General features: G+C 38.1%; 16 protein-coding genes. All 16 read left to right on the top strand.

All coding sequences use genetic code 11. The features are described from left to right. The first annotated feature begins 1 nt into the window (after nt 1). Nucleotides 2-805 (top strand): phosphate ABC transporter ATP-binding protein PstB, encoded by an 804-nt coding sequence (pstB, locus tag JG30_RS05635; RefSeq protein ID WP_046316895.1) that lies wholly within the window; start codon nt 2-4, stop codon nt 803-805. A 12-nt stretch (nt 806-817) separates the two neighbouring features. Then, nucleotides 818-1,576 (top strand): phosphate ABC transporter ATP-binding protein PstB, encoded by a 759-nt coding sequence (gene pstB / locus JG30_RS05630; protein ID WP_046316893.1) that lies wholly within the window; start codon nt 818-820, stop codon nt 1,574-1,576. Nucleotides 1,577-1,585: 9 nt separating this feature from the next. Continuing rightward, a complete protein-coding gene (phoU, locus tag JG30_RS05625) occupies nt 1,586-2,263 on the top strand; it encodes a phosphate signaling complex protein PhoU (protein ID WP_046316891.1) in 678 nt (225 codons plus the stop codon). A 35-nt stretch (nt 2,264-2,298) separates the two neighbouring features. After that, nucleotides 2,299-2,649, top strand: a complete 351-nt coding sequence (locus JG30_RS05620; RefSeq protein WP_046316888.1) for a phage holin family protein — start codon at nt 2,299-2,301, stop codon at nt 2,647-2,649. A gap of 15 nt (nt 2,650-2,664) precedes the next feature. Next, nucleotides 2,665-3,615 carry an HPr(Ser) kinase/phosphatase gene (gene hprK / locus JG30_RS05615; RefSeq protein ID WP_046316887.1) on the top strand — a complete coding sequence of 317 codons (951 nt, stop codon included), beginning with the start codon at nt 2,665-2,667 and terminating at the stop codon, nt 3,613-3,615. Then, nucleotides 3,612-4,427, top strand: a complete 816-nt coding sequence (gene lgt, locus JG30_RS05610) for a prolipoprotein diacylglyceryl transferase (protein ID WP_046316885.1) — start codon at nt 3,612-3,614, stop codon at nt 4,425-4,427. Before hprK ends, lgt begins: the two co-directional genes overlap by 4 nt. A gap of 58 nt (nt 4,428-4,485) precedes the next feature. Then, nucleotides 4,486-5,409: a thioredoxin-disulfide reductase gene (gene trxB / locus JG30_RS05605; protein WP_046316883.1), complete on the top strand. Its 924-nt coding sequence runs from the start codon at nt 4,486-4,488 to the stop codon at nt 5,407-5,409. 78 nt (nt 5,410-5,487) lie between these two features. Continuing rightward, nucleotides 5,488-7,206: a phospho-sugar mutase gene (locus tag JG30_RS05600; RefSeq protein ID WP_046316881.1), complete on the top strand. Its 1,719-nt coding sequence runs from the start codon at nt 5,488-5,490 to the stop codon at nt 7,204-7,206. Between the two features lie 161 nt (nt 7,207-7,367). Then, the gene (gene uvrB, locus JG30_RS05595; RefSeq protein WP_046316879.1) at nt 7,368-9,377 is read left to right on the top strand and encodes an excinuclease ABC subunit UvrB; all 2,010 of its coding nucleotides are present in this window, start codon (nt 7,368-7,370) and stop codon (nt 9,375-9,377) included. After that, nucleotides 9,377-12,196, top strand: a complete 2,820-nt coding sequence (gene uvrA / locus JG30_RS05590) for an excinuclease ABC subunit UvrA (protein WP_046316877.1) — start codon at nt 9,377-9,379, stop codon at nt 12,194-12,196. The genes uvrB and uvrA overlap by 1 nt, the downstream gene beginning before the upstream one ends. Nucleotides 12,197-12,392: 196 nt before the next feature. Continuing rightward, nucleotides 12,393-13,040: a deoxynucleoside kinase gene (locus JG30_RS05585; RefSeq protein ID WP_046316875.1), complete on the top strand. Its 648-nt coding sequence runs from the start codon at nt 12,393-12,395 to the stop codon at nt 13,038-13,040. A gap of 228 nt (nt 13,041-13,268) precedes the next feature. Continuing rightward, entirely contained in the window at nt 13,269-14,468 is a 1,200-nt protein-coding gene (locus tag JG30_RS05580) for a glycosyltransferase family 4 protein (protein WP_046316874.1), read from the top strand. Continuing rightward, the gene (locus tag JG30_RS05575) at nt 14,461-15,477 is read left to right on the top strand and encodes a glycosyltransferase family 4 protein (RefSeq protein ID WP_046316872.1); all 1,017 of its coding nucleotides are present in this window, start codon (nt 14,461-14,463) and stop codon (nt 15,475-15,477) included. The genes JG30_RS05580 and JG30_RS05575 overlap by 8 nt, the downstream gene beginning before the upstream one ends. Nucleotides 15,478-15,487: 10 nt before the next feature. Continuing rightward, nucleotides 15,488-16,561 (top strand): lysylphosphatidylglycerol synthase transmembrane domain-containing protein, encoded by a 1,074-nt coding sequence (locus tag JG30_RS05570; RefSeq protein ID WP_046316870.1) that lies wholly within the window; start codon nt 15,488-15,490, stop codon nt 16,559-16,561. Next, nucleotides 16,533-18,599: an LTA synthase family protein gene (locus JG30_RS05565; RefSeq protein ID WP_046316868.1), complete on the top strand. Its 2,067-nt coding sequence runs from the start codon at nt 16,533-16,535 to the stop codon at nt 18,597-18,599. Before JG30_RS05570 ends, JG30_RS05565 begins: the two co-directional genes overlap by 29 nt. Before the next feature lie 11 nt (nt 18,600-18,610). Next, a complete protein-coding gene (locus tag JG30_RS05560; protein ID WP_046316866.1) occupies nt 18,611-19,060 on the top strand; it encodes a Fur family transcriptional regulator in 450 nt (149 codons plus the stop codon). Nucleotides 19,061-19,133 lie beyond the last annotated feature (73 nt).

Here is a 19,133-nt window from a genome sequence, read left to right as displayed (position 1 = left end):
ATTGACAGAAAAATTTTCAACATTTACACGACATTTAGACGAACAAGAACATGAAATTGCTCTATTTACTAATGATTTACGAGTACGTTATGGCACTAAAGAAGCTCTGCATGGTGTTAGTTTACAATTTGAACGTTACAAAATTACCGCGTTAATTGGCGCTTCCGGTTCGGGGAAATCAACTTATTTGCGATCTTTAAATCGTATGAATGACACTATCGCTGATGCCCGCGTCACAGGTCAGATTAAGTATCGCAATGTTGATATTAATTCACCGGCGGTAGATGTCTATGAAGTGCGCAAACACATTGGCATGGTCTTTCAACGACCCAACCCATTCGCAAAATCCATTCGCGAAAATATTACGTTTGCTTTAGAACGGCGTGGATTACATGATCGCCAAAAATTAGCGGAAATTGTAGAGACTACTTTAAAGCAAGCTTCTTTGTGGGATCAAGTCAAAGATGATCTGAATAAAAGTGCTTTGGCTTTGTCAGGCGGGCAACAGCAGCGCTTATGTATTGCACGAGCGATTGCGATGCAGCCGGATATTTTATTAATGGATGAACCAGCGAGTGCTTTGGATCCCATTTCCACTGCGAACATTGAAAATACGATGCAAGAATTAAAAAAACACTATACAATTATTATAGTTACACATAGCATGCAACAAGCCGGACGGGTGAGTGACTATACAGCCTTCTTTCATTTGGGACAAATGATTGAATATGATGAAACCAGAAAAATTTTTACTCGACCTAAAATTCAATTAACTGAAGATTATATTTCAGGACATTTTGGATAGGAGTGGATCATAATGACAAAACCCGTAATGACGGCCCAAGATGTGCATCTATTTTATGGTAAAAAAGAAGCCCTCAAGGGAATCACCATGGCAATTAATTGGCATCAAATTACTGCGATGATTGGGCCTTCGGGTTGTGGCAAATCAACATTTTTGCGCACTTTAAATCGCATGAATGACCTCATTCCGGAGGTAACGATTACCGGTAATGTGTCCTTAGAAGGACAAAATATTTATGCTCCCAGTATGGATACTGTACAATTACGCAAAAAAGTAGGGATGGTCTTTCAACAACCCAATCCATTTCCTTTTTCCATTTATGATAATGTTGTTTATGGTCTCAGAATTGCGGGGATTCATGACCGACTAAAACTTGATGAAGCTGTCGAAACTAGTTTACGGGCGGCGGCAGTTTGGGACGATGTCAAAGATAAACTGGATCAAAGTGCACTGGCCCTTTCTGGCGGGCAGCAGCAGCGTGTTTGTATTGCACGAGTTATTGCGGTCCATCCGGAAGTCATTTTATTAGATGAACCCACCTCCGCTTTAGATCCGATTTCTGCGACTAAAGTGGAAAATACTTTATTAGAATTACGGGAACAATATACCATTGTGATTGTTACGCACAGTATGCATCAAGCATCACGAATTTCCGATCAAACAGCTTTTTTTTATCAAGGAGAACTAATTGAGATGGATAATACAAAAAAAATGTTTATGAATCCTGCTGATCAGAAAACGGAGGATTATATCAGTGGTCGATTTGGATAGGAGATAATTATGCGCAGTGAATTTGAAACAGAGCTCCAAAATTTACATGTACGTTTTTCCGAAATGGGAATGATGGTGAATGAAGCTATTAAAAAAGCTGTGATGGCTTTAATTAATCATGATCCGGAATTGGCCCAGCAAGTAATTCACAATGATCAACGAATTAATAATCGTGAAATGGATTTAGAAAAAAAATCCTTTGAAATGATCGCGCTGCAACAACCTGTTTCTAGTGATTTACGAATGATTGTGACGGTTTTAAAAGCCAGTTCTGATTTAGAGCGAATGGGGGATCATGCTGTCAGCATTGCTCATTCTGTTTTACAGCTTCAGGGAAAACCTACCATTGAGGCTGTGGAAAAATTAATCCAACAAGTTTATGAAAAAGTGGAAGCCATGTTCGGGCAAGCAATTAACGCCTACCTGCAAGAAGATGCTAAGGCTGCCACCAAGATTGCACAACGCGATTTAGAAATTGATCAGTTGATTAAACAAATTGAACGCCTATGTGTTGAAAAAATGAAAACAGATTCCAAGATGGTCGAAGTGGGCACCATTTACGTTTCGGTGGCCAACTATTTGGAACGAATGGGTGATTACGTCATTAATTTGTGCGAATGGGTCGTTTATTTAAAGCGCGGCAAATTGGCGGAGTTAAATGTAAAAAAAACTAAACCGAATGTATAACAGGTTTCAACTATTATTTTTGGAGTGGTTAATGCATGAAAGTCATCTATCAGACAATAATTAATACTTTGCTTTTCATGGCTCTCGCGCAAGTTTTGCCAACAATGTTTTTTCTTAATAATTTTACTACCGCGATTGTGGCGGGATTCGTTTTAGTACTTTTAAATATGACGATTAAGCCGTTACTGCACATTATTTCATTTCCCATCACTTTGTTGACTTTCGGATTGTTTTCGGTAGTTGTCAATGCGTTCACTTTAGAAATTATTACGTTGCTGATTCCCGGATTTGGTTTTCGCAGCTTTGGTGCAGCGGTGATTGTGTCAGTAATTATGTCGGTGGCTAATTGGTTCGTAGGTTATCGCGCATTTCAGAATCGTTATTAGAAAAGGAAGTAAGCAATGAATAAAACAGCTGCTACAGTGCAAGATATTGTTGATCATACCAGTGTTGTGAATTATACGGGCAGCCAATATATGGCGCAGCGATCAGTTTCTGAAATTGAAATTTCACGTCCTGGCTTGGAGTTAACCGGCTATTTTGATTTTTATCCGGCCGAACGGGTTCAATTGTTTGGACAAACAGAAACTTCGTATGCCCGGATGATGACGTCAGATAACCGATATCATGTCTTACAGCAAATGTGTACCCCCAAAACGCCTGCCTTTGTGTTTTCTCGCGGCATTCAACCTTCCAAAGAGATGTGTCGTGCGGCTAATGAAGCACAAATTCCGATTTTGGGCTCTCCGTTAACCACAACGCGAGTATCTAACATAATTACGCAGTATTTGGAAAAGGTTTTATCACCTCGACAAAGTATCCATGGGGTTTTAGTAGATGTCTATGGGATCGGGGTCTTGATTAAAGGTGATTCGGGCATTGGTAAAAGTGAAACCGCCCTGGAATTGATCAAAAATGGGCACCGCTTAGTTGCTGATGATCGGGTAGATATTTATCAGCAAAATGAACATACTTTAGTAGGTGAAGCCCCCGCCATTTTAAAAAATCTCATGGAAGTTCGCGGGATTGGAATTATTGATATCATGACCTTGTTCGGAGCGCGAGCGGTGCGTTCTTCTATGGAAATAGCTTTAATTATTAATCTGAGTACCTGGTCAGAAAACACTAATTACGAACGCATCGGCTTAAAGAATCAAACTGAAACTATTTTAAATGTTGCGGTTCCTTCTTTGGAAATTCCAGTCAAAGTTGGGCGGAACATTTCCAATATTATTGAAGTTGCGGCCATGGACTATCGGTGTAAAAAATTAGGTTACAATGCAGCTGACCGCTTCGAACATGATTTGACCGCTTTAATTAAAGCTAATTCCAAGAGTGGTAAAAAGCAATGAGTTCCACTGCGTTCAATCCTATTTTCTTAACCTGGGGCCCCTTTACTATTCGCTGGTATGGTTTTTTGATTACTGTGGGAGCATTATTGGGGATTAGTTTGGCCCTGCATGAAGCCCGTTTACGTCAAGTAGATCCTGATCAAATTGTCGATTTAGTTTTATGGGGTGTGCCCTTTGCGCTAATTGGAGCTCGGAGTTACTATGTGTTATTTCAGTGGCCGTTTTATGCGCAACATCCCAGTGAGATTTGGAAGATTTGGCATGGCGGACTGGCAATTTATGGGGGCTTAATAGCTGCCTTGCTTGTGACTATTATATTTACTCATCATCGCCACTTACCTGTTTGGTTGATCTTAGATATTGCATCTCCTAGTGTATTGATTGGACAAATTGTGGGCCGCTGGGGTAATTTTATGAATCAAGAAGCTTTTGGCGCTATTACTTCGCGGGCTTTTTTAGAAAATTTGCATTTACCTAATTGGATTATTCAACAAATGCTAATAAATGGTCATTATCGCCAACCCACTTTTTTGTATGAATCTCTATGGAATTTGTTAGGTTTAATCATTTTATTAAGTTTGCGACATCGACCGCATCTTTTCAAACAGGGGGAAGTATTTTTAACTTATGTAATTTGGTATGCTTTTGGTCGCTTTTTCATTGAAGGTATGCGTACTGATAGTTTGTATTTAGCCGCTGGTTTAAGAGTTTCGCAAATTTTATCGGGAATTTTATTTGTAGCTGCAATTTTAATGATTATTTATCGACGACGTCAGCAAGCATTGTCGGATTATGTATCTAATCAATCCTAAGTAAATAAGTCCTAGTATTTATAATTAAATTATTTTGAAGAAAAGAGGCAATTAAGTTATGTCCACATACGATGTAGCAATCATTGGTGCTGGTCCAGGTGGTTTAACAGCAGCGTTATATGCTTCACGCGCTAATTTAAAAGTTTTATTATTAGATCGCGGTATTTATGGCGGCCAGCTAAATAATACAGCAGCGGTTGAGAATTATCCGGGATTTGATTCAATTTTAGGTCCGGAATTAGGTGAGAAGATGTATCATTCCGCGACCCAATTTGGTGTGGAATATCAATATGGCACTGTAAAACAAATTGTCGATCAGGGTCTGGTCAAGGAAATTCAAACTAGTGATGACACCTTCACGGCCAAATCGGTGATAATTGCTACAGGTTCTGAATATAAAAAACTGGGTATACCAGGTGAACAAGAATACTCTGGTCGAGGAGTTTCTTATTGTGCAGTGTGTGATGGGGCCTTTTTTAAAAATGAAGATGTCTTAGTTATTGGTGGCGGAGATTCTGCTGTGGAAGAAGGAGTTTATCTAACACAATTAGCGAAGTCTGTCACCATTATTCACCGCCGGGATCAATTACGGGCCCAACAGATTTTACAAAAACGGGCTTTTGCTAATGAAAAAGTGAATTTTATTTGGAATGCCGATGTTCAAAAAATTATTGGTAATGAACAGGGCGTAACGGGCGTCCAATACCGTGATAAAGTCAGCAACGAAATTAAAGTTGCGAGTGGTAGTGGCGTTTTCATTTATGTAGGTATTCAACCCAATACGCAAGAATTATCTAATTTAAATATCACTGATGCTGCTGGCTGGATCACTACTAATGATCATATGGAAACCACGGTTCCCGGTATTTTTGCGGTGGGTGATGTTCGTAAAAAAGATTTACGACAAATCACGACTGCTGTTGGTGATGGTGGTATAGCAGGACAGGAAGTTTTTAATTATTTACAAACCTTGACTGATTAAGACCGAGCGCTATTGGTCTTTTTTTGTGCAAACGGTATAATTGGAGTGAATTGAACAACGATGGAGGTTTATTGAAGCATGAGTTGGAAGGCAAATTATCAACATTGGATCGATTATCCGCATTTAGATCCAACTTTGAAACAACAATTACAAGCTCTGCAGGATAATCCGGCACAATTAGAAGAATATTTTTATGCTCCCATGGAATTTGGGACAGCGGGCATGCGGGGCGTTATTGCTCCGGGAATCCACTGTATGAATATTTATACTGTCCGGCAAGCCACAGAAGGTTTGGCTCGTTTTATGGATACTTTGACAACTAGTGATAAACAGCGCGGAGTAGCGATTAGTTTTGATTCACGGTATAATTCTACCCTGTTTGCAGAAGAAGCAGCACGGGTTCTCGGGCAGCACCAAATTCCAGTTTATTTATTTGATAGTTTAAGGCCGACCCCGGAATTATCATTTGCCGTACGATATTTACAATCTTATGCGGGAATTATGATTACAGCCAGTCACAATCCAGCTCAATATAATGGATTTAAAATTTATGGACCTGATGGTGGTCAAATGCCCCCAAAAGAATCAGATTTGATTACGCAGTATGTTCGGGCTGCTGATAACGTATTTGCAATTTCTGTCAGTGATTTACATGAAATGCGCCAACAAAATTTATTGACGATGATTGGTGAAGATGTGGATCAAGCCTATCTTCATGAAATTAAATCTGTATCTATTGATACCAATTTACTGCAGACACATGCCCAAATGCGTTTTGTGTATACGCCATTGCATGGAACCGGTAAAATGTTGGCGGAGCGGGTTTTTCGACAAGCAGGTTTAACTAATATGCAGTTAGTAAAAGAACAAGCCATTTTGGATCCGGAATTCGCCACTGTTAAATTCCCTAATCCCGAATTCCCGGAAACTTTTGATTTATCTATCCGTGATGGCAAGCAGGTAGCTGCACCAGTTTTAATTGCGACAGATCCGGATGCAGATCGCTTAGGAGCAGCGGTGCGACAACCTGATGGCGAATATCAATTAATGACCGGAAATCAAATTGCCTGTGTACTATTAGAATACATTTTGAGTGCCAAACAACGTTTGCATACACTACCGGCTAACGGAGTAGTAGTTAAATCGATTGTCTCTACAGAAATGGCCACGAAAATTGCTCAAAATTATCAGGTGCAAATGATAAATGTTTTGACTGGATTTAAGTTTATTGCTGAACAAATTGAACAATTTGAGGCTACCCAAGCGCACGAATTTTTATTTGGTTTTGAAGAGAGTTATGGTTATTTGATTAAACCATTTGTTCGCGATAAAGATGCCATCCAGGCCAGTCTGCTTTTAGCGGAAGTAGCTGCTTATTATAAAAGTCAAAATCAAACTTTATATGATGGATTACAGGCTTTGTATCAAAAGTATGGTTATTTCCAAGAAAAAACCTTTTCGAAAAGTTTTACAGGAGTGGATGGTCCAAAGCATATGCGGCAATTAATGACCGAGTTTCGGACTAATAATCCCCATGAAATTAATGGCACCAAGGTTGTGAGTGTGCAAGATTTTCAACTGGGGCAGCAGCTCAATGCAGATGGTTCAAAGCAAAAGCTCAATTTACCGACTTCTAATGTGTTGAAGTTTTGGTTAGCAGATGATACTTGGATTGCAGTGCGCCCTTCCGGGACTGAACCGAAAATTAAAAATTATGTGGGAGTCAGTGATCCGACCCAAAATGGAGCCACAGAAAAACTGGCGGCGTATAGTGAAGCTGTAGAAAGCTGGTATTAGTCTTCCTGTTGTTATTTAAAAATAATTACTTAAAATAAATTTTTAGAAAAACTATATTAAAATCCTCGCGAAAGTATGTTCGCTATGCTAAAATGTTAACGTCGTAAAAGTTGGAAGGAGTTCCAGCTTTTTTATTTGATGATCCTAACGGGGGAATAATAGTGTTTAAACGCATAACAAATAATCATTTTGACCTGCAGGCACCTTATCAACCAGCCGGTGATCAGCAACAAGCGATCGATCAATTAACCGCTGATTTTCAACATGGCAATCGAGCCCAAATTTTAAAGGGTGCTACGGGCACAGGCAAAACGTTTACCATGGCTAATATTATTCAAAATTTAAATAAACCTACTTTAGTAATCTCGCATAATAAAACTTTGGCAGGGCAATTGTATGGCGAGTTCAAAGAATTTTTTCCGCATAATGCCGTTGAATATTTTGTAAGTTATTACGATTACTATCAACCGGAAGCTTATGTGCCTTCGAGTGATACCTATATTGAAAAAGATTCCAGTATTAATGATGAAATTGATAAATTACGTCATTCTGCCACCTCAGCTTTATTGGAGCGTAACGATGTTATTGTCGTGGCGTCCGTTTCTTGTATTTTTGGTTTGGGGGATCCACGGGAATATCAAGCCAATGTGATTTCCTTGAGAACAGGACAAGAAGTAAATCGCGACCAACTATTACGAGATTTAGTTAACAATCAGTTCGAACGCAATGATATCGACTTTCAACGGGGAAGATTTCGGGTACGCGGTGATGTCGTGGATATTTTCCCAGCTTCGCGTGATGATAATTCTTTGCGGGTCGAATTTTTTGGCGATGAAATTGATCGTATTTTGGAAATGGATCCTTTAACCGGAGAAATTATTGGTGAACGGGAACAAGTATCGATTTTTCCGGCTACTCATTTCATGACTAATGAAGAACAAATGACCGCAGCCTTAAAGCGAATTACTCAAGAATTGAAAATGCGTGTCGCTGAGTTGCAAAATCAGGGAAAACTTTTGGAAGCGCAACGATTAGAGCAGCGGACAAATTATGACATCGAAATGATGCGCGAAATGGGTTATACCTCGGGAATTGAAAATTATTCGCGGCATATGGAAGGCCGTGCCCAAGGTGAACCACCTTATACGTTACTCGACTTCTTTCCCGATGATTTTAATATTATGATTGACGAATCACACGTCACGATGCCTCAAATCCGCGGTATGTACAACGGTGATCGGGCCCGTAAACAAATGTTAATTGACTATGGTTTCCGTCTTCCTAGTGCTTTAGATAATCGTCCCTTAACTCTACAAGAATTTGAAAAGCATGTGCATCAAATTTTATATGTTTCGGCCACTCCGGGGCCTTATGAAATGCAGCAAACCTCCGAAGTTGTGGAGCAAATCATTCGACCGACAGGTTTATTGGATCCTGATGTCGAGGTCCGTCCGATTATGGGACAAATTGACGATTTGGTGGGAGAAATAAATGCGCGAATTGAACAGCATGAACGGACTTTGATCACCACCTTAACTAAAAAAATGGCTGAGGATTTAACGGATTATTTAAAAGATCTGGGAATGAAAGTCGCCTATCTGCACAGTGATGTCAAAACTTTAGAACGTACCGAAATAATTCGTGATTTACGTTTAGGAAAATATGATGTATTAATTGGGATTAATCTTTTGCGGGAAGGTATTGATGTGCCGGAAGTTTCATTGGTTGCCATTTTAGATGCGGACAAAGAAGGTTTTTTGCGTAGTGAACGGCCACTTATTCAAACGATTGGGCGAGCAGCCAGAAATAAACATGGACATGTGATCATGTATGCGGATGGTTTGACGGAGTCGATGCAGGTAGCGATTGCCGAAACTAAACGTCGGCGCCAATTACAAATGCAATTTAATGAAAAGCATCATATTACTCCCAAAACGATTCAAAAACCTATTCGTGCAGCTATTAGTGCAGTTCAAGCGGTCGATTCGGCAGATGAAACTGAACAAATAGCTAGCGATGATTTAGATTTTGCCGATATGACAGTGAAAGATCAGCAGGCGTTATTAGAACAATTAACAACTCAAATGGAACAAGCAGCTAAAAAATTAGATTTTGAACAAGCAGCTACCTTGAGAGATACAATTTTAGAATTAAAAGCGGAGATTAGTTAATGGATAATGATAAAATCGTAATTCATGGTGCTCGGTCACACAATTTGAAAAATATTGACGTAGCAATTCCGCGCAATAAATTAGTAGTCATTACTGGTTTATCTGGCTCGGGTAAAAGCTCGTTAGCTTTTGATACACTGTACGCCGAAGGACAACGGCGATATGTACAAAGTTTATCCTCTTACGCACGCCAATTTTTAGGACAGATGGATAAACCCGATGTAGATTCCATTGACGGCTTAAGCCCCGCAATTTCGATTGATCAAAAAACGACTTCTAAAAATCCACGTTCTACCGTGGGCACAGTTACAGAAATTAATGACTATTTGCGATTGCTCTGGGCCCGCGTGGGAACACCGGTTTGTCCCAACGATGGGACCATCATTAGCAGTCAATCAGTTGAACAAATGGTGGATCGCTTATTACAATTACCTCCCAAAACCAGAATTCAATTGTTATCACCCGTTGTCCGGGGAAAACGCGGGCAACAAAAAAAGATTCTACAAAAGATTGCTCAACAAGGTTATGTGCGCGTAATTATTGACGGTGAGCGTCATGATATCGCAGAAGAAATTACACTCCCCAAAAATCAAAAACATACGATTGAAGTCGTAGTTGATCGAATTGTTATTAAAGATGGAATTCGTTCCCGTTTATTTGACTCTGTGGAAGCGGCTTTAAGATTGTCGGGGGGCTATTTAACAGCTGATGTAATAGACGGAGAACCTATCATTTTTTCTGAACACTACGCGTGTCCCTTGTGCGGTTTTACCGTTGGTGAATTAGAACCGAGATTATTTTCGTTTAATGCTCCTTTTGGGGCTTGTCCGGATTGTGATGGTCTGGGCAGTAAACTAGAAGTTGATTTAGACCTGGTCATTCCCGATCGAAATCTTAGTTTGAATCAGGGGGCACTGGTTCCTTGGAATGAGGAACATTCCCAGTATTACCCGGAATTGTTACGCCAAGTAGCCCAGCAAAAGGGGATTGATTTAGATACTCCTTTTAATAAATTAACAAAAGCACAGCAGCATTTTTTGCTGTATGGTGATTCCCAACAACAATTTAAATTTCATTTTGCCAAAGATTTTGGCAAAGTTCGCGACGTCGAAACTACTTTTGAAGGAGTAGTTCCGAATATTGATCATCGGTATCGGAAGCCCTCCAGTGCCTTTATGCGTGATATCATGCGCAAATATATGACTGAATCTGTGTGTCAAACCTGTCATGGACAACGGTTAAATGAGCGGGCACTGAGTGTTCAAGTTAACGGTCAAAATATTGCGCAAATATCGGATTTGGCCATCAAAAAAGCATTACCATTTTTTAAATCCATTAAGTTATCTCCGCAAAAAACTGTCATTGCACAACCAATTTTAAAAGAGGTAATTGATCGGTTGACTTTTTTGCAAAATGTTGGTCTGGATTACTTAACTTTGTCACGGTCAGCAGGTACTTTGTCCGGCGGTGAAGCTCAAAGGATTCGGTTAGCCACGCAAATTGGGTCTAATTTATCAGGTGTCTTATATATTTTAGATGAACCCTCGATTGGGTTACATCAGCGGGATAATGATCGCTTGATCCGGTCTTTGAAAAAAATGCGGGATCTAGGTAATACGCTGATTGTAGTAGAACATGATGAAGATACTATGCGCCAAGCGGACTATTTGATCGATGTTGGTCCCGGTGCCGGCGCTGCTGGTGGACACATTGTGGCGTCCGGCACTCCGGCAGATGTTGCAGCTAATCCGCATTCACTAACTGGTCAATATCTTTCGGGCAAAAAAAAGATTCGGGTACCTGAGCAGCGTCGTGCAGGTAATGGACATTTTGTCAAAGTGTTTGGCGCTGCAGAAAATAATTTAAAACAAATTGACGTGGCTTTTCCGTTAGGTAAATTCATCACCGTGACGGGTGTTTCGGGTTCTGGCAAATCTTCGCTGGTAAATTTGATTTTACAAAAGGCTTTAGCACAAAAATTAAACCATAGTTCGCAACATGCGGGGCAATATACAAAATTGACCGGTTATGAACATTTAAGTTCCTTAGTGAGCATCGATCAAAGCCCAATTGGACGGACACCTCGAAGCAATCCGGCGACTTATACTGGCGTTTTTGATGATATCCGAGATTTATTTGCTCAAACCAACGAAGCCAAGCTGCGCGGGTATTCTAAAGGACGATTTTCCTTTAACATCAAGGGAGGACGCTGTGAAGCTTGTAAAGGCGATGGCATTATAAAAATTGCCATGAATTTCTTACCTGATGTCTATGTTCCGTGTGAAGTCTGTCATGGGACGCGTTACAATTCCGAAACATTGGAAGTTACTTATAAAGATAAAAATATTGCCGATATTTTGAATATGACAGTTGCTGAAGCATTGACCTTTTTTGGGAATTTACCCAAAATTAAGCGGAAATTGCAAACTATTGTGGATGTGGGCTTAGGTTATGTCCAATTGGGGCAATCTGCCACTACCTTATCTGGTGGTGAAGCTCAGCGAATGAAATTAGCTTCCGAATTATATAAGCAATCAGAAGGTGCCAATTTTTATATCTTGGATGAGCCAACTACGGGTCTGCATATGGACGATATCCGACGACTTTTAACGGTTTTACAACGATTGGTTGATCAGGGTAATACGGTAGTAGTGATTGAACATAATTTGGATATTATTAAATCAGCTGATTGGGTAATTGATTTAGGTCCCGAAGGCGGTGATTTAGGAGGCCAGGTAGTAGCTGTAGGGACCCCGGAACAAATCGCCGCTACTCCGCAATCATACACAGGGCAATATTTAAAATATGTTCTAAATTAACTATTGTAATCAGCAGATTAATTATTATTTCCTGGGAAATAATAATTTTTTTAAATATTAAATTAGATACTAAAAGATAAATGAGCAACTGGTGTAGGATGCAGATACAAGATTTAGTTTTTTCCAATTTGCGGATACCATATCTAGAAGCATTATGCTATCATTGAAAAGTCGTATATTAGGGGAGGAAAAAATGATGATTGTGTTAAGCGGCATGATTGGCGCCGGTAAAAGCAGTTTGACAAATATTCTAGCAGAACACCTAGGAACCCAAGCTTTTTACGAACAAGTAGATGATAATCCAGTTTTGCCTTTGTTTTATGCAAATCCGAAAAAATATGCATTTTTGTTACAGATTTATTTTTTGAATAAACGTTTTGCTTCGATCAAACGGGCTTTAGCTGATGATAATAATGTTTTAGATCGGTCTATTTATGAAGATGCACTTTTTTTCCACATGAATGCAGAGATGGGTCGGGCTACCGAACAGGAAGTACAAGTCTATGATGAGTTATTGGATAATATGATGGAAGAATTACCATATGCCGCTCATAAAAAGGCTCCGGATTTATTAATTCATTTAGTGATTTCCTATGATAAAATGTTGGCACATATTCAAAAACGTGGTCGGCCGTATGAACAACCGCAAAATGATGCTTCTTTGGTGGATTATTATCATAATTTGCTAGATCGCTATCAGCAGTGGTATCAAGATTATCATTATGGCCCCAAAATGCAAATTGATTGTGATAAATATGATTTTGTGGATAATTTAGCGGATCGACAAGCAGTATTACGAATAATTGATAAAAAATTACAGGAACGTAAAACTTTGGATAATTAATGGTGAGCACAATTGAATTAAGTATTAGTTATATTTATATTTCAGGCAGTGTCTGACGAACTTTAAAAGCAGTTGGCGGTTACAATTTAATCAATGATTAGCGATTGATCGTTCAATCTATGAAGGGTTAAATTTAACAAGCAACTGCTTTTTAAATTGGAACATGGGTTTTAAACTAGTCTTTTGCTATAATCAAGATATATTATTCTGATTTGAGGAGCTTAGTTAATGAATATTGGTATATTTACAGATACTTATTTTCCACAAGTTAGTGGGGTAGCCACATCAATTCAGACTTTAAGAAATGATCTAGAACGTAAGGGAAACACGGTTTATATTTTTACAACAACCGATCCGAATGTTTCCAAAAATACCTTAGAACCTAATATTTTTCGGCTCAGTAGTATTCCGTTTATTTCATTTACTGATCGACGTATTGCTTATCGTGGAATGTTTCATGCCTTAAAATTAGCAAAAGAATTAGATTTAGATATTGTGCATACACAAACTGAATTTTCACTGGGGTTAATTGGGAAATTTGTAGCACACAGTTTAAAGATCCCTTGTGTTCATACTTACCACACAATGTATGAAGATTATCTGCATTATGTATTGAATGGCCATCTTTTAAAACCGTATCATGTTAAACAAGTTTCCAAGCTCTTTGTCTCCGGTTTAGCAGGGGTGGTCGCTCCTAGTCAACGTGTTTACAACACCTTGCGGGGCTATGGTATTACTACGCCCATGGAAATTATTCCGACTGGTGTTGATTTATCGGCATTTACGCAGCCGGTAGATACGGTTAAATTACGGCAAGATTTAGGATTACAACCACAACAGCGAATTCTATTAACTTTAAGTCGCATTGCTAATGAAAAAAAGATTGAGTTATTATTACAAAGTATGCCGCCTTTAATTGAAAAATACCCAGAAATCATGTTAGTAATTGTGGGTGATGGACCCGATCGGGATGATTTAGACAAATTGGTTCAAAAACTGCAAATTGAACAACATGTTTTGTTTGTGGGCGAAGTGCCACATGATCAAGTTTCACCTTATTATCATATGGCGGAATTATTTGTATCTGCCAGTGATACTGAATCTCAAGGGCTAACTTTTATCGAAGCTATGGCGGCCGATCTCAAATGCGTCGTACGTTCTAATGCTTATACCAATGATTTATTTGATGATCCCTCTTTAGGCGTTACTTATGATCAGCCTGCACAGTATGTCAATGCTATTATTCAGTACCTGGATCATCCGCATTTATTCGATGCTGTACAACCGCGGCAAAAAAAACTATATACCATTTCTTCTGATGCTTTTGGAGATCACATTTTAGAATTTTATCGCGATTCTTATAAATATTTTTTGAAGAAAAAATTAGCTAATAAGCCATTGAAAGACGGGCAATATTATAATGATTAAGATTACGATGTTTTCCTCGGCTCAAAAAGTAGCAGGGCAAGGCGTAGGGAGCGCATATGCTGAATTAATGCGATTATTGCGCACTTATTTAAAAAATGATTTTGAGGTGCAAGTCAACCATTATAGCGCCAGTGATATTAGTCATTATCATACTATTGATCCTCAATTTTATTTGTCTACATTTTTACCAAATAGAGGTTGCAAAGTAGGTTATGTTCATTTTTTGCCGGAAACTTTAGAAGGTAGTTTACAAATTCCCAAGTTGTTTCGTCAGCTGGTTTATAAATATGTGATTGCTTTTTATAAACGAATGGATCAAATCATTGTAGTTAATCCAAGCTTTATTCCAAAACTCACAGCTTATGGCATACCGAAAAACCGAATTACTTATATTCCCAATTTTGTTTCTAAAACAGAATTTTATCCTGTAACGGCAAGTGAGCGTCAAAAAATTCGTACGCAATTAGGTTTTCAGACACAAGATTTTATCGTTTTTGGTGACGGACAAGTACAAAAACGCAAGGGGATTGATGATTTTTATAAATTAGCCGTGGCCAATCCACAGCTGCAATTTGTTTGGGCGGGTGGTTTTTCTTTTGGTAGAATGACTGATGGATATGAACGATATCAAAAAATGATTGCTCAACCTCCGGCTAATTTGCGTTTTACGGATATTATTCCCCGCTCACAATTAAATGATTATTTAAATGCTGCGGATGTTTTTTTATTACCATCTTATGATGAGTTATTTCCAATGTCTGTCTTAGAAGCATTTAATACGCATACACCGGTTGTTTTACGTGATTTAACTTTATATCAAGCAATTATTACTGGCTATTATCAACCGGCAGCAGATTTTCAGGCGATGGATACTTGCCTTAAAAAATTAGCGCAAGATCCCGCAGTGTTACAGGACTTAACTGAAAAGGCACAAGCAGGAGCTCAGTATTATTCTGAGGAACATTTAAGCCAAATTTGGCGAAATTATTATCAGAAATTGGTAAGTTAAGAGGGTTAGCATGAGTCGGAAGAATCAGTTATCAGCACTTCTAATGTTAATAATAGGCTTTGGAGTTATTGCTTTTGAAATGCGGACTACTAATTTAGCTGCTTTATGGCATCAAGTGCAAACACTCGATTTTTTCTGGCTTTTTGTGGCTTTTGCTTCGATGCTTTTGTCGTACTTTTTTGAAGCCTTAGTTTTAAAAGTATTATTGAAAAATCGGACCGATGAATTGCATAATTGGTGGAATTTATTGCGCATTCCCTGGATTCAAGCGTTATTTAATGCCATTACTCCTTTTTCGTCGGGCGGGCAACCGGCACAATTAGTGGCATTGGTACAATCCGGAGTAGAAGTGGGACGCAGTACTTCTGTTTTATTAATGAAATTTATTATTTTTCAGAGTATAGTTTTACTTAATTTTATTATCGCTATGGCGTTTAAGTTTGAGAATATCGCTAGTCATTTTGCCGGTTTAGCAACTTTAATTGTCGGTGGATTTGTGATCCATATTGTGACAATTGGTTTTTTACTCATGGTGATGTTTTATTATCAATTTACGCGGCGCATGGTTTTAAGTATCATGAAAGTATTGGCTTTTTTTATGAATCCGGATAAAGTTCAAGGACGGACAGAAAAACTAATTGCTAAAATTGATACTTTCCATGAGGAAAGTTTGGTTTTAAAACGAGAAAAGCAAAAAGTGTTAGTGGCTACTGGATTGACATTTCTTCAACTCTTGTTTTACTATCTGGTTGTTTATTTTACTTTACGAGCTTTGCATGTGAGTCAAATGAATATTTTGGATGTTTTAATTATGCAAATTATGATTGTAATGATCACCTCGATTTTTCCGATTCCAGGAGGAACTGTAGGCGCAGAATATAGTTTTAAAACCTTGTTTGCTAATTATGTAAGTACCCCTAGTAAATTAGTACTAGCAATGTTTTTATGGCGCTTTATTACTTATTATTTAGGCATGTTCTTGGGCATTATTGCCGTTGCTTTTAAACCGATTAATGAACAACAGCACAAACCAGTGCGTGGAGGAAAACCTTTAAATGAAGAATCATTGGAACAAAGTAAGTAGTTTTTGCAATACCAAATTAGGCTTTTTTACCTTGACGATTGTTTTAGCTTGGATTAAGACCTATTTGATGTATTTAACTAAATTTAATTTGGGCGTTAAGGGAAGCTTACAAGGCTTTTTATTGTTTTTAAGCCCTTTGGCGACGACAATTTTGTTATTTAGCATTGCAATTTACATGAAGGGCCGCAAATCATATGTATATCTTTTAATTATTGATCTTCTGACCTCGACTTGGCTTTTTGCTAATATTTTATATTATCGCGAATTTTCCGATTTTTTAACCACGACACTGATTAAAGGAGCTGGTTCGGCTTCTAACAACTTAGGAAAAAGTATCCTGGGAATTATTAAGCCAACTGATTTTTTTGCGTTTGCCGATGTGCTTTTTTTGGTGCTTTTACTAGTTTTTAAAATAGTAAAAATTGACATTCGAAAATTAAATTTTAAAATTCCAACGACTATTTCCGCCATTGCTGTAGTGTTATTCGGAATTAATTTAACCATGGCCCAACAAGATCGTTCAGGATTATTAACGCGCACTTTTGATAATAATTATATTGTCAAATATTTAGGTTTAAATGCCTTTTCGGTCTATGATGCTGTCAAAGCTGCCCGAACCAGCGCAGTAAAGGCCAATGCAGATAGTTCTGATTTGAAATCAGTCCGCAATTATATTAATACCAATCATACGGAACCTAATATTCAATATACAGGTGTAGCCAAGGGGAAAAATGTTTTTATTATTCATTTGGAAAGCTTCCAACAATTTTTAATTGATTTCAAATGGGATAATCAAGAGGTTACTCCGAACATTAACAAGATTTATCATGCAAATAATACCTTAAGTTTTGATAACTTTTTTAATCAAGTAGGCCAAGGCAAAACTGCCGATGCGGAGTTAATGCTGGAAAATTCTTTATTTGGCTTACCCGAAGGTGCGGCTATGGTAACTGATGGAACCTCTAATACCTTTCAGGCTGCTCCCGCAATTTTGGGACAAAAGGGTTATACTACGGCTTCGTTTCATGGAGATGTTCCTAGTTTTTGGAATCGGGATAACACTTATAAATCTTGGGGCTATGATTATTTCTTTAGTTCCAAGTATTTTAAAGAGAAAAAAGATTACAATATTGGCTATGGGATGAAAGATAAGATCTTTTTAAGAGATGCTGCCAACTATATTCAACAATTGCCGCAGCCATTTTATGCCAAGTTAATTACAGTAACCAATCATTATCCGTACATTTTGGATAAAAAGAATCAAACAATTTCAAAAACCAATACGGGTGATAGTACGGTTGATGGCTACGTTCAAACAGCTAAATATCTAGATGAATCAATCGGCGAATTTATGGCTTGGCTGAAGGCTACAGGTTTAGATAAAAAAAGCATGGTTGTATTTTATGGCGATCACTATGGCATCTCTGCGAACCATAAAAAGGCCGTAGCTAAGTTATTAAATTTAAAAAAATTTGACGATTTTGATAATGCACAATTTCAAAGAGTACCGTTTATGATTCAAATGCCTGGATTGCAGGGTGGTATTAATCATACTTATGGTGGTGAAATAGATGTTTTACCGACGATTTTGAATCTACTGGGCATTTCTAATCAAAATACTATTCAATTTGGTTCGGATTTATTAGCACCCAAGCGAAACCAATTAGTTGCTTTTCGTAATGGTGATTTTGTGTCGCCAGATTTCACAAAAGTTAATGGCACTTATTATCAAACTAAGACTGGAGAAGTTGTGAAAAATCTAACTCCGGAACAAAAGCAGCAATTAGCACAAAAATCTAATCAAGTAGATACAGAACTGTCCTTATCTGACAAAATAATTACCGGCGATCTCTTGCGCTTTTATAAATTAAAAAATTTCCAAAAAGTCAATAAAAAGAATTATAATTATACTAAAACCAAAGCTCTTAAACAGTTAAAAGCAACTAATAAACAGAAAAAGAATAGCTTAATGTCAAAAAATGGCAATAAGTCATTAATGAACTTGTATCATACAGATGCTCCAGAATTAGACAACTAGGAGGTGTTATTGTGTCTGATAAAGAATTAGAAAACGTCATCACTCAATTGCGGGAACAAAAGATCCGAATTACTGATCAGCGGGTAGCTATTTTGAAGTATATGTTGACGCACGATGATCATCCCACGGCCGAAGATGTGTTTAATGATTTACAATCTTCCACCGAAAATATCAGTATTGCGACAGTTTATAATAATCTTAAGTTTTTATCACGAGTGACTCCTATTCGCGAATTGAATTATGATGATAAGTCGGTTCATTTTGATTATTTTCATAATAATCATTTCCACGCTGTCTGTGAGAATTGCCAGCGAGTATATGATGTGGATTATGCGCATTATCAGGATTTATATGACTATTTAATCCAGGAAACAGGCTTTAAAATTCATAAAATCGAGCTGAGTGTGAAAGGAATTTGCCCAAATTGTAAAAAAGTACTTGCACAAGCGGAGAAAACTTGATAATATATTTTCTGTTGTCAGCGCAGCGGCGCCGCGGCTCGGGAGTCACCGAAAAAAAGGTTTGACAAAGCTC

Source organism: Bombilactobacillus mellifer, assembly GCF_000970795.1.
In the GTDB taxonomy this organism is placed as follows: domain Bacteria; phylum Bacillota; class Bacilli; order Lactobacillales; family Lactobacillaceae; genus Bombilactobacillus; species Bombilactobacillus mellifer.
Note: the sequence above shows the minus strand (reverse complement) of the source record. Positions and strands in the feature narration are given on the sequence as shown.

Bases quoted from the DNA above. Each gene is read 5' to 3' on its own strand.
- phoU (WP_046316891.1), top strand. From the start codon at position 1,586: ATGCGCAGTGAATTTGAAACAGAGCTCCAAAATTTACATGTACGTTTT.
- trxB (WP_046316883.1), top strand. From the start codon at position 4,486: ATGTCCACATACGATGTAGCAATCATTGGTGCTGGTCCAGGTGGTTTA.
- JG30_RS05600 (WP_046316881.1), top strand. From the start codon at position 5,488: ATGAGTTGGAAGGCAAATTATCAACATTGGATCGATTATCCGCATTTA.
- pstB (WP_046316893.1), top strand. From the start codon at position 818: ATGACAAAACCCGTAATGACGGCCCAAGATGTGCATCTATTTTATGGT.
- JG30_RS05565 (WP_046316868.1), top strand. From the start codon at position 16,533: ATGAAGAATCATTGGAACAAAGTAAGTAGTTTTTGCAATACCAAATTA.
- hprK (WP_046316887.1), top strand. From the start codon at position 2,665: ATGAATAAAACAGCTGCTACAGTGCAAGATATTGTTGATCATACCAGT.
- uvrA (WP_046316877.1), top strand. From the start codon at position 9,377: ATGGATAATGATAAAATCGTAATTCATGGTGCTCGGTCACACAATTTG.
- JG30_RS05580 (WP_046316874.1), top strand. From the start codon at position 13,269: ATGAATATTGGTATATTTACAGATACTTATTTTCCACAAGTTAGTGGG.
- JG30_RS05570 (WP_046316870.1), top strand. From the start codon at position 15,488: ATGAGTCGGAAGAATCAGTTATCAGCACTTCTAATGTTAATAATAGGC.
- lgt (WP_046316885.1), top strand. From the start codon at position 3,612: ATGAGTTCCACTGCGTTCAATCCTATTTTCTTAACCTGGGGCCCCTTT.
- JG30_RS05620 (WP_046316888.1), top strand. From the start codon at position 2,299: ATGAAAGTCATCTATCAGACAATAATTAATACTTTGCTTTTCATGGCT.
- JG30_RS05585 (WP_046316875.1), top strand. From the start codon at position 12,393: ATGATTGTGTTAAGCGGCATGATTGGCGCCGGTAAAAGCAGTTTGACA.
- JG30_RS05575 (WP_046316872.1), top strand. From the start codon at position 14,461: ATGATTAAGATTACGATGTTTTCCTCGGCTCAAAAAGTAGCAGGGCAA.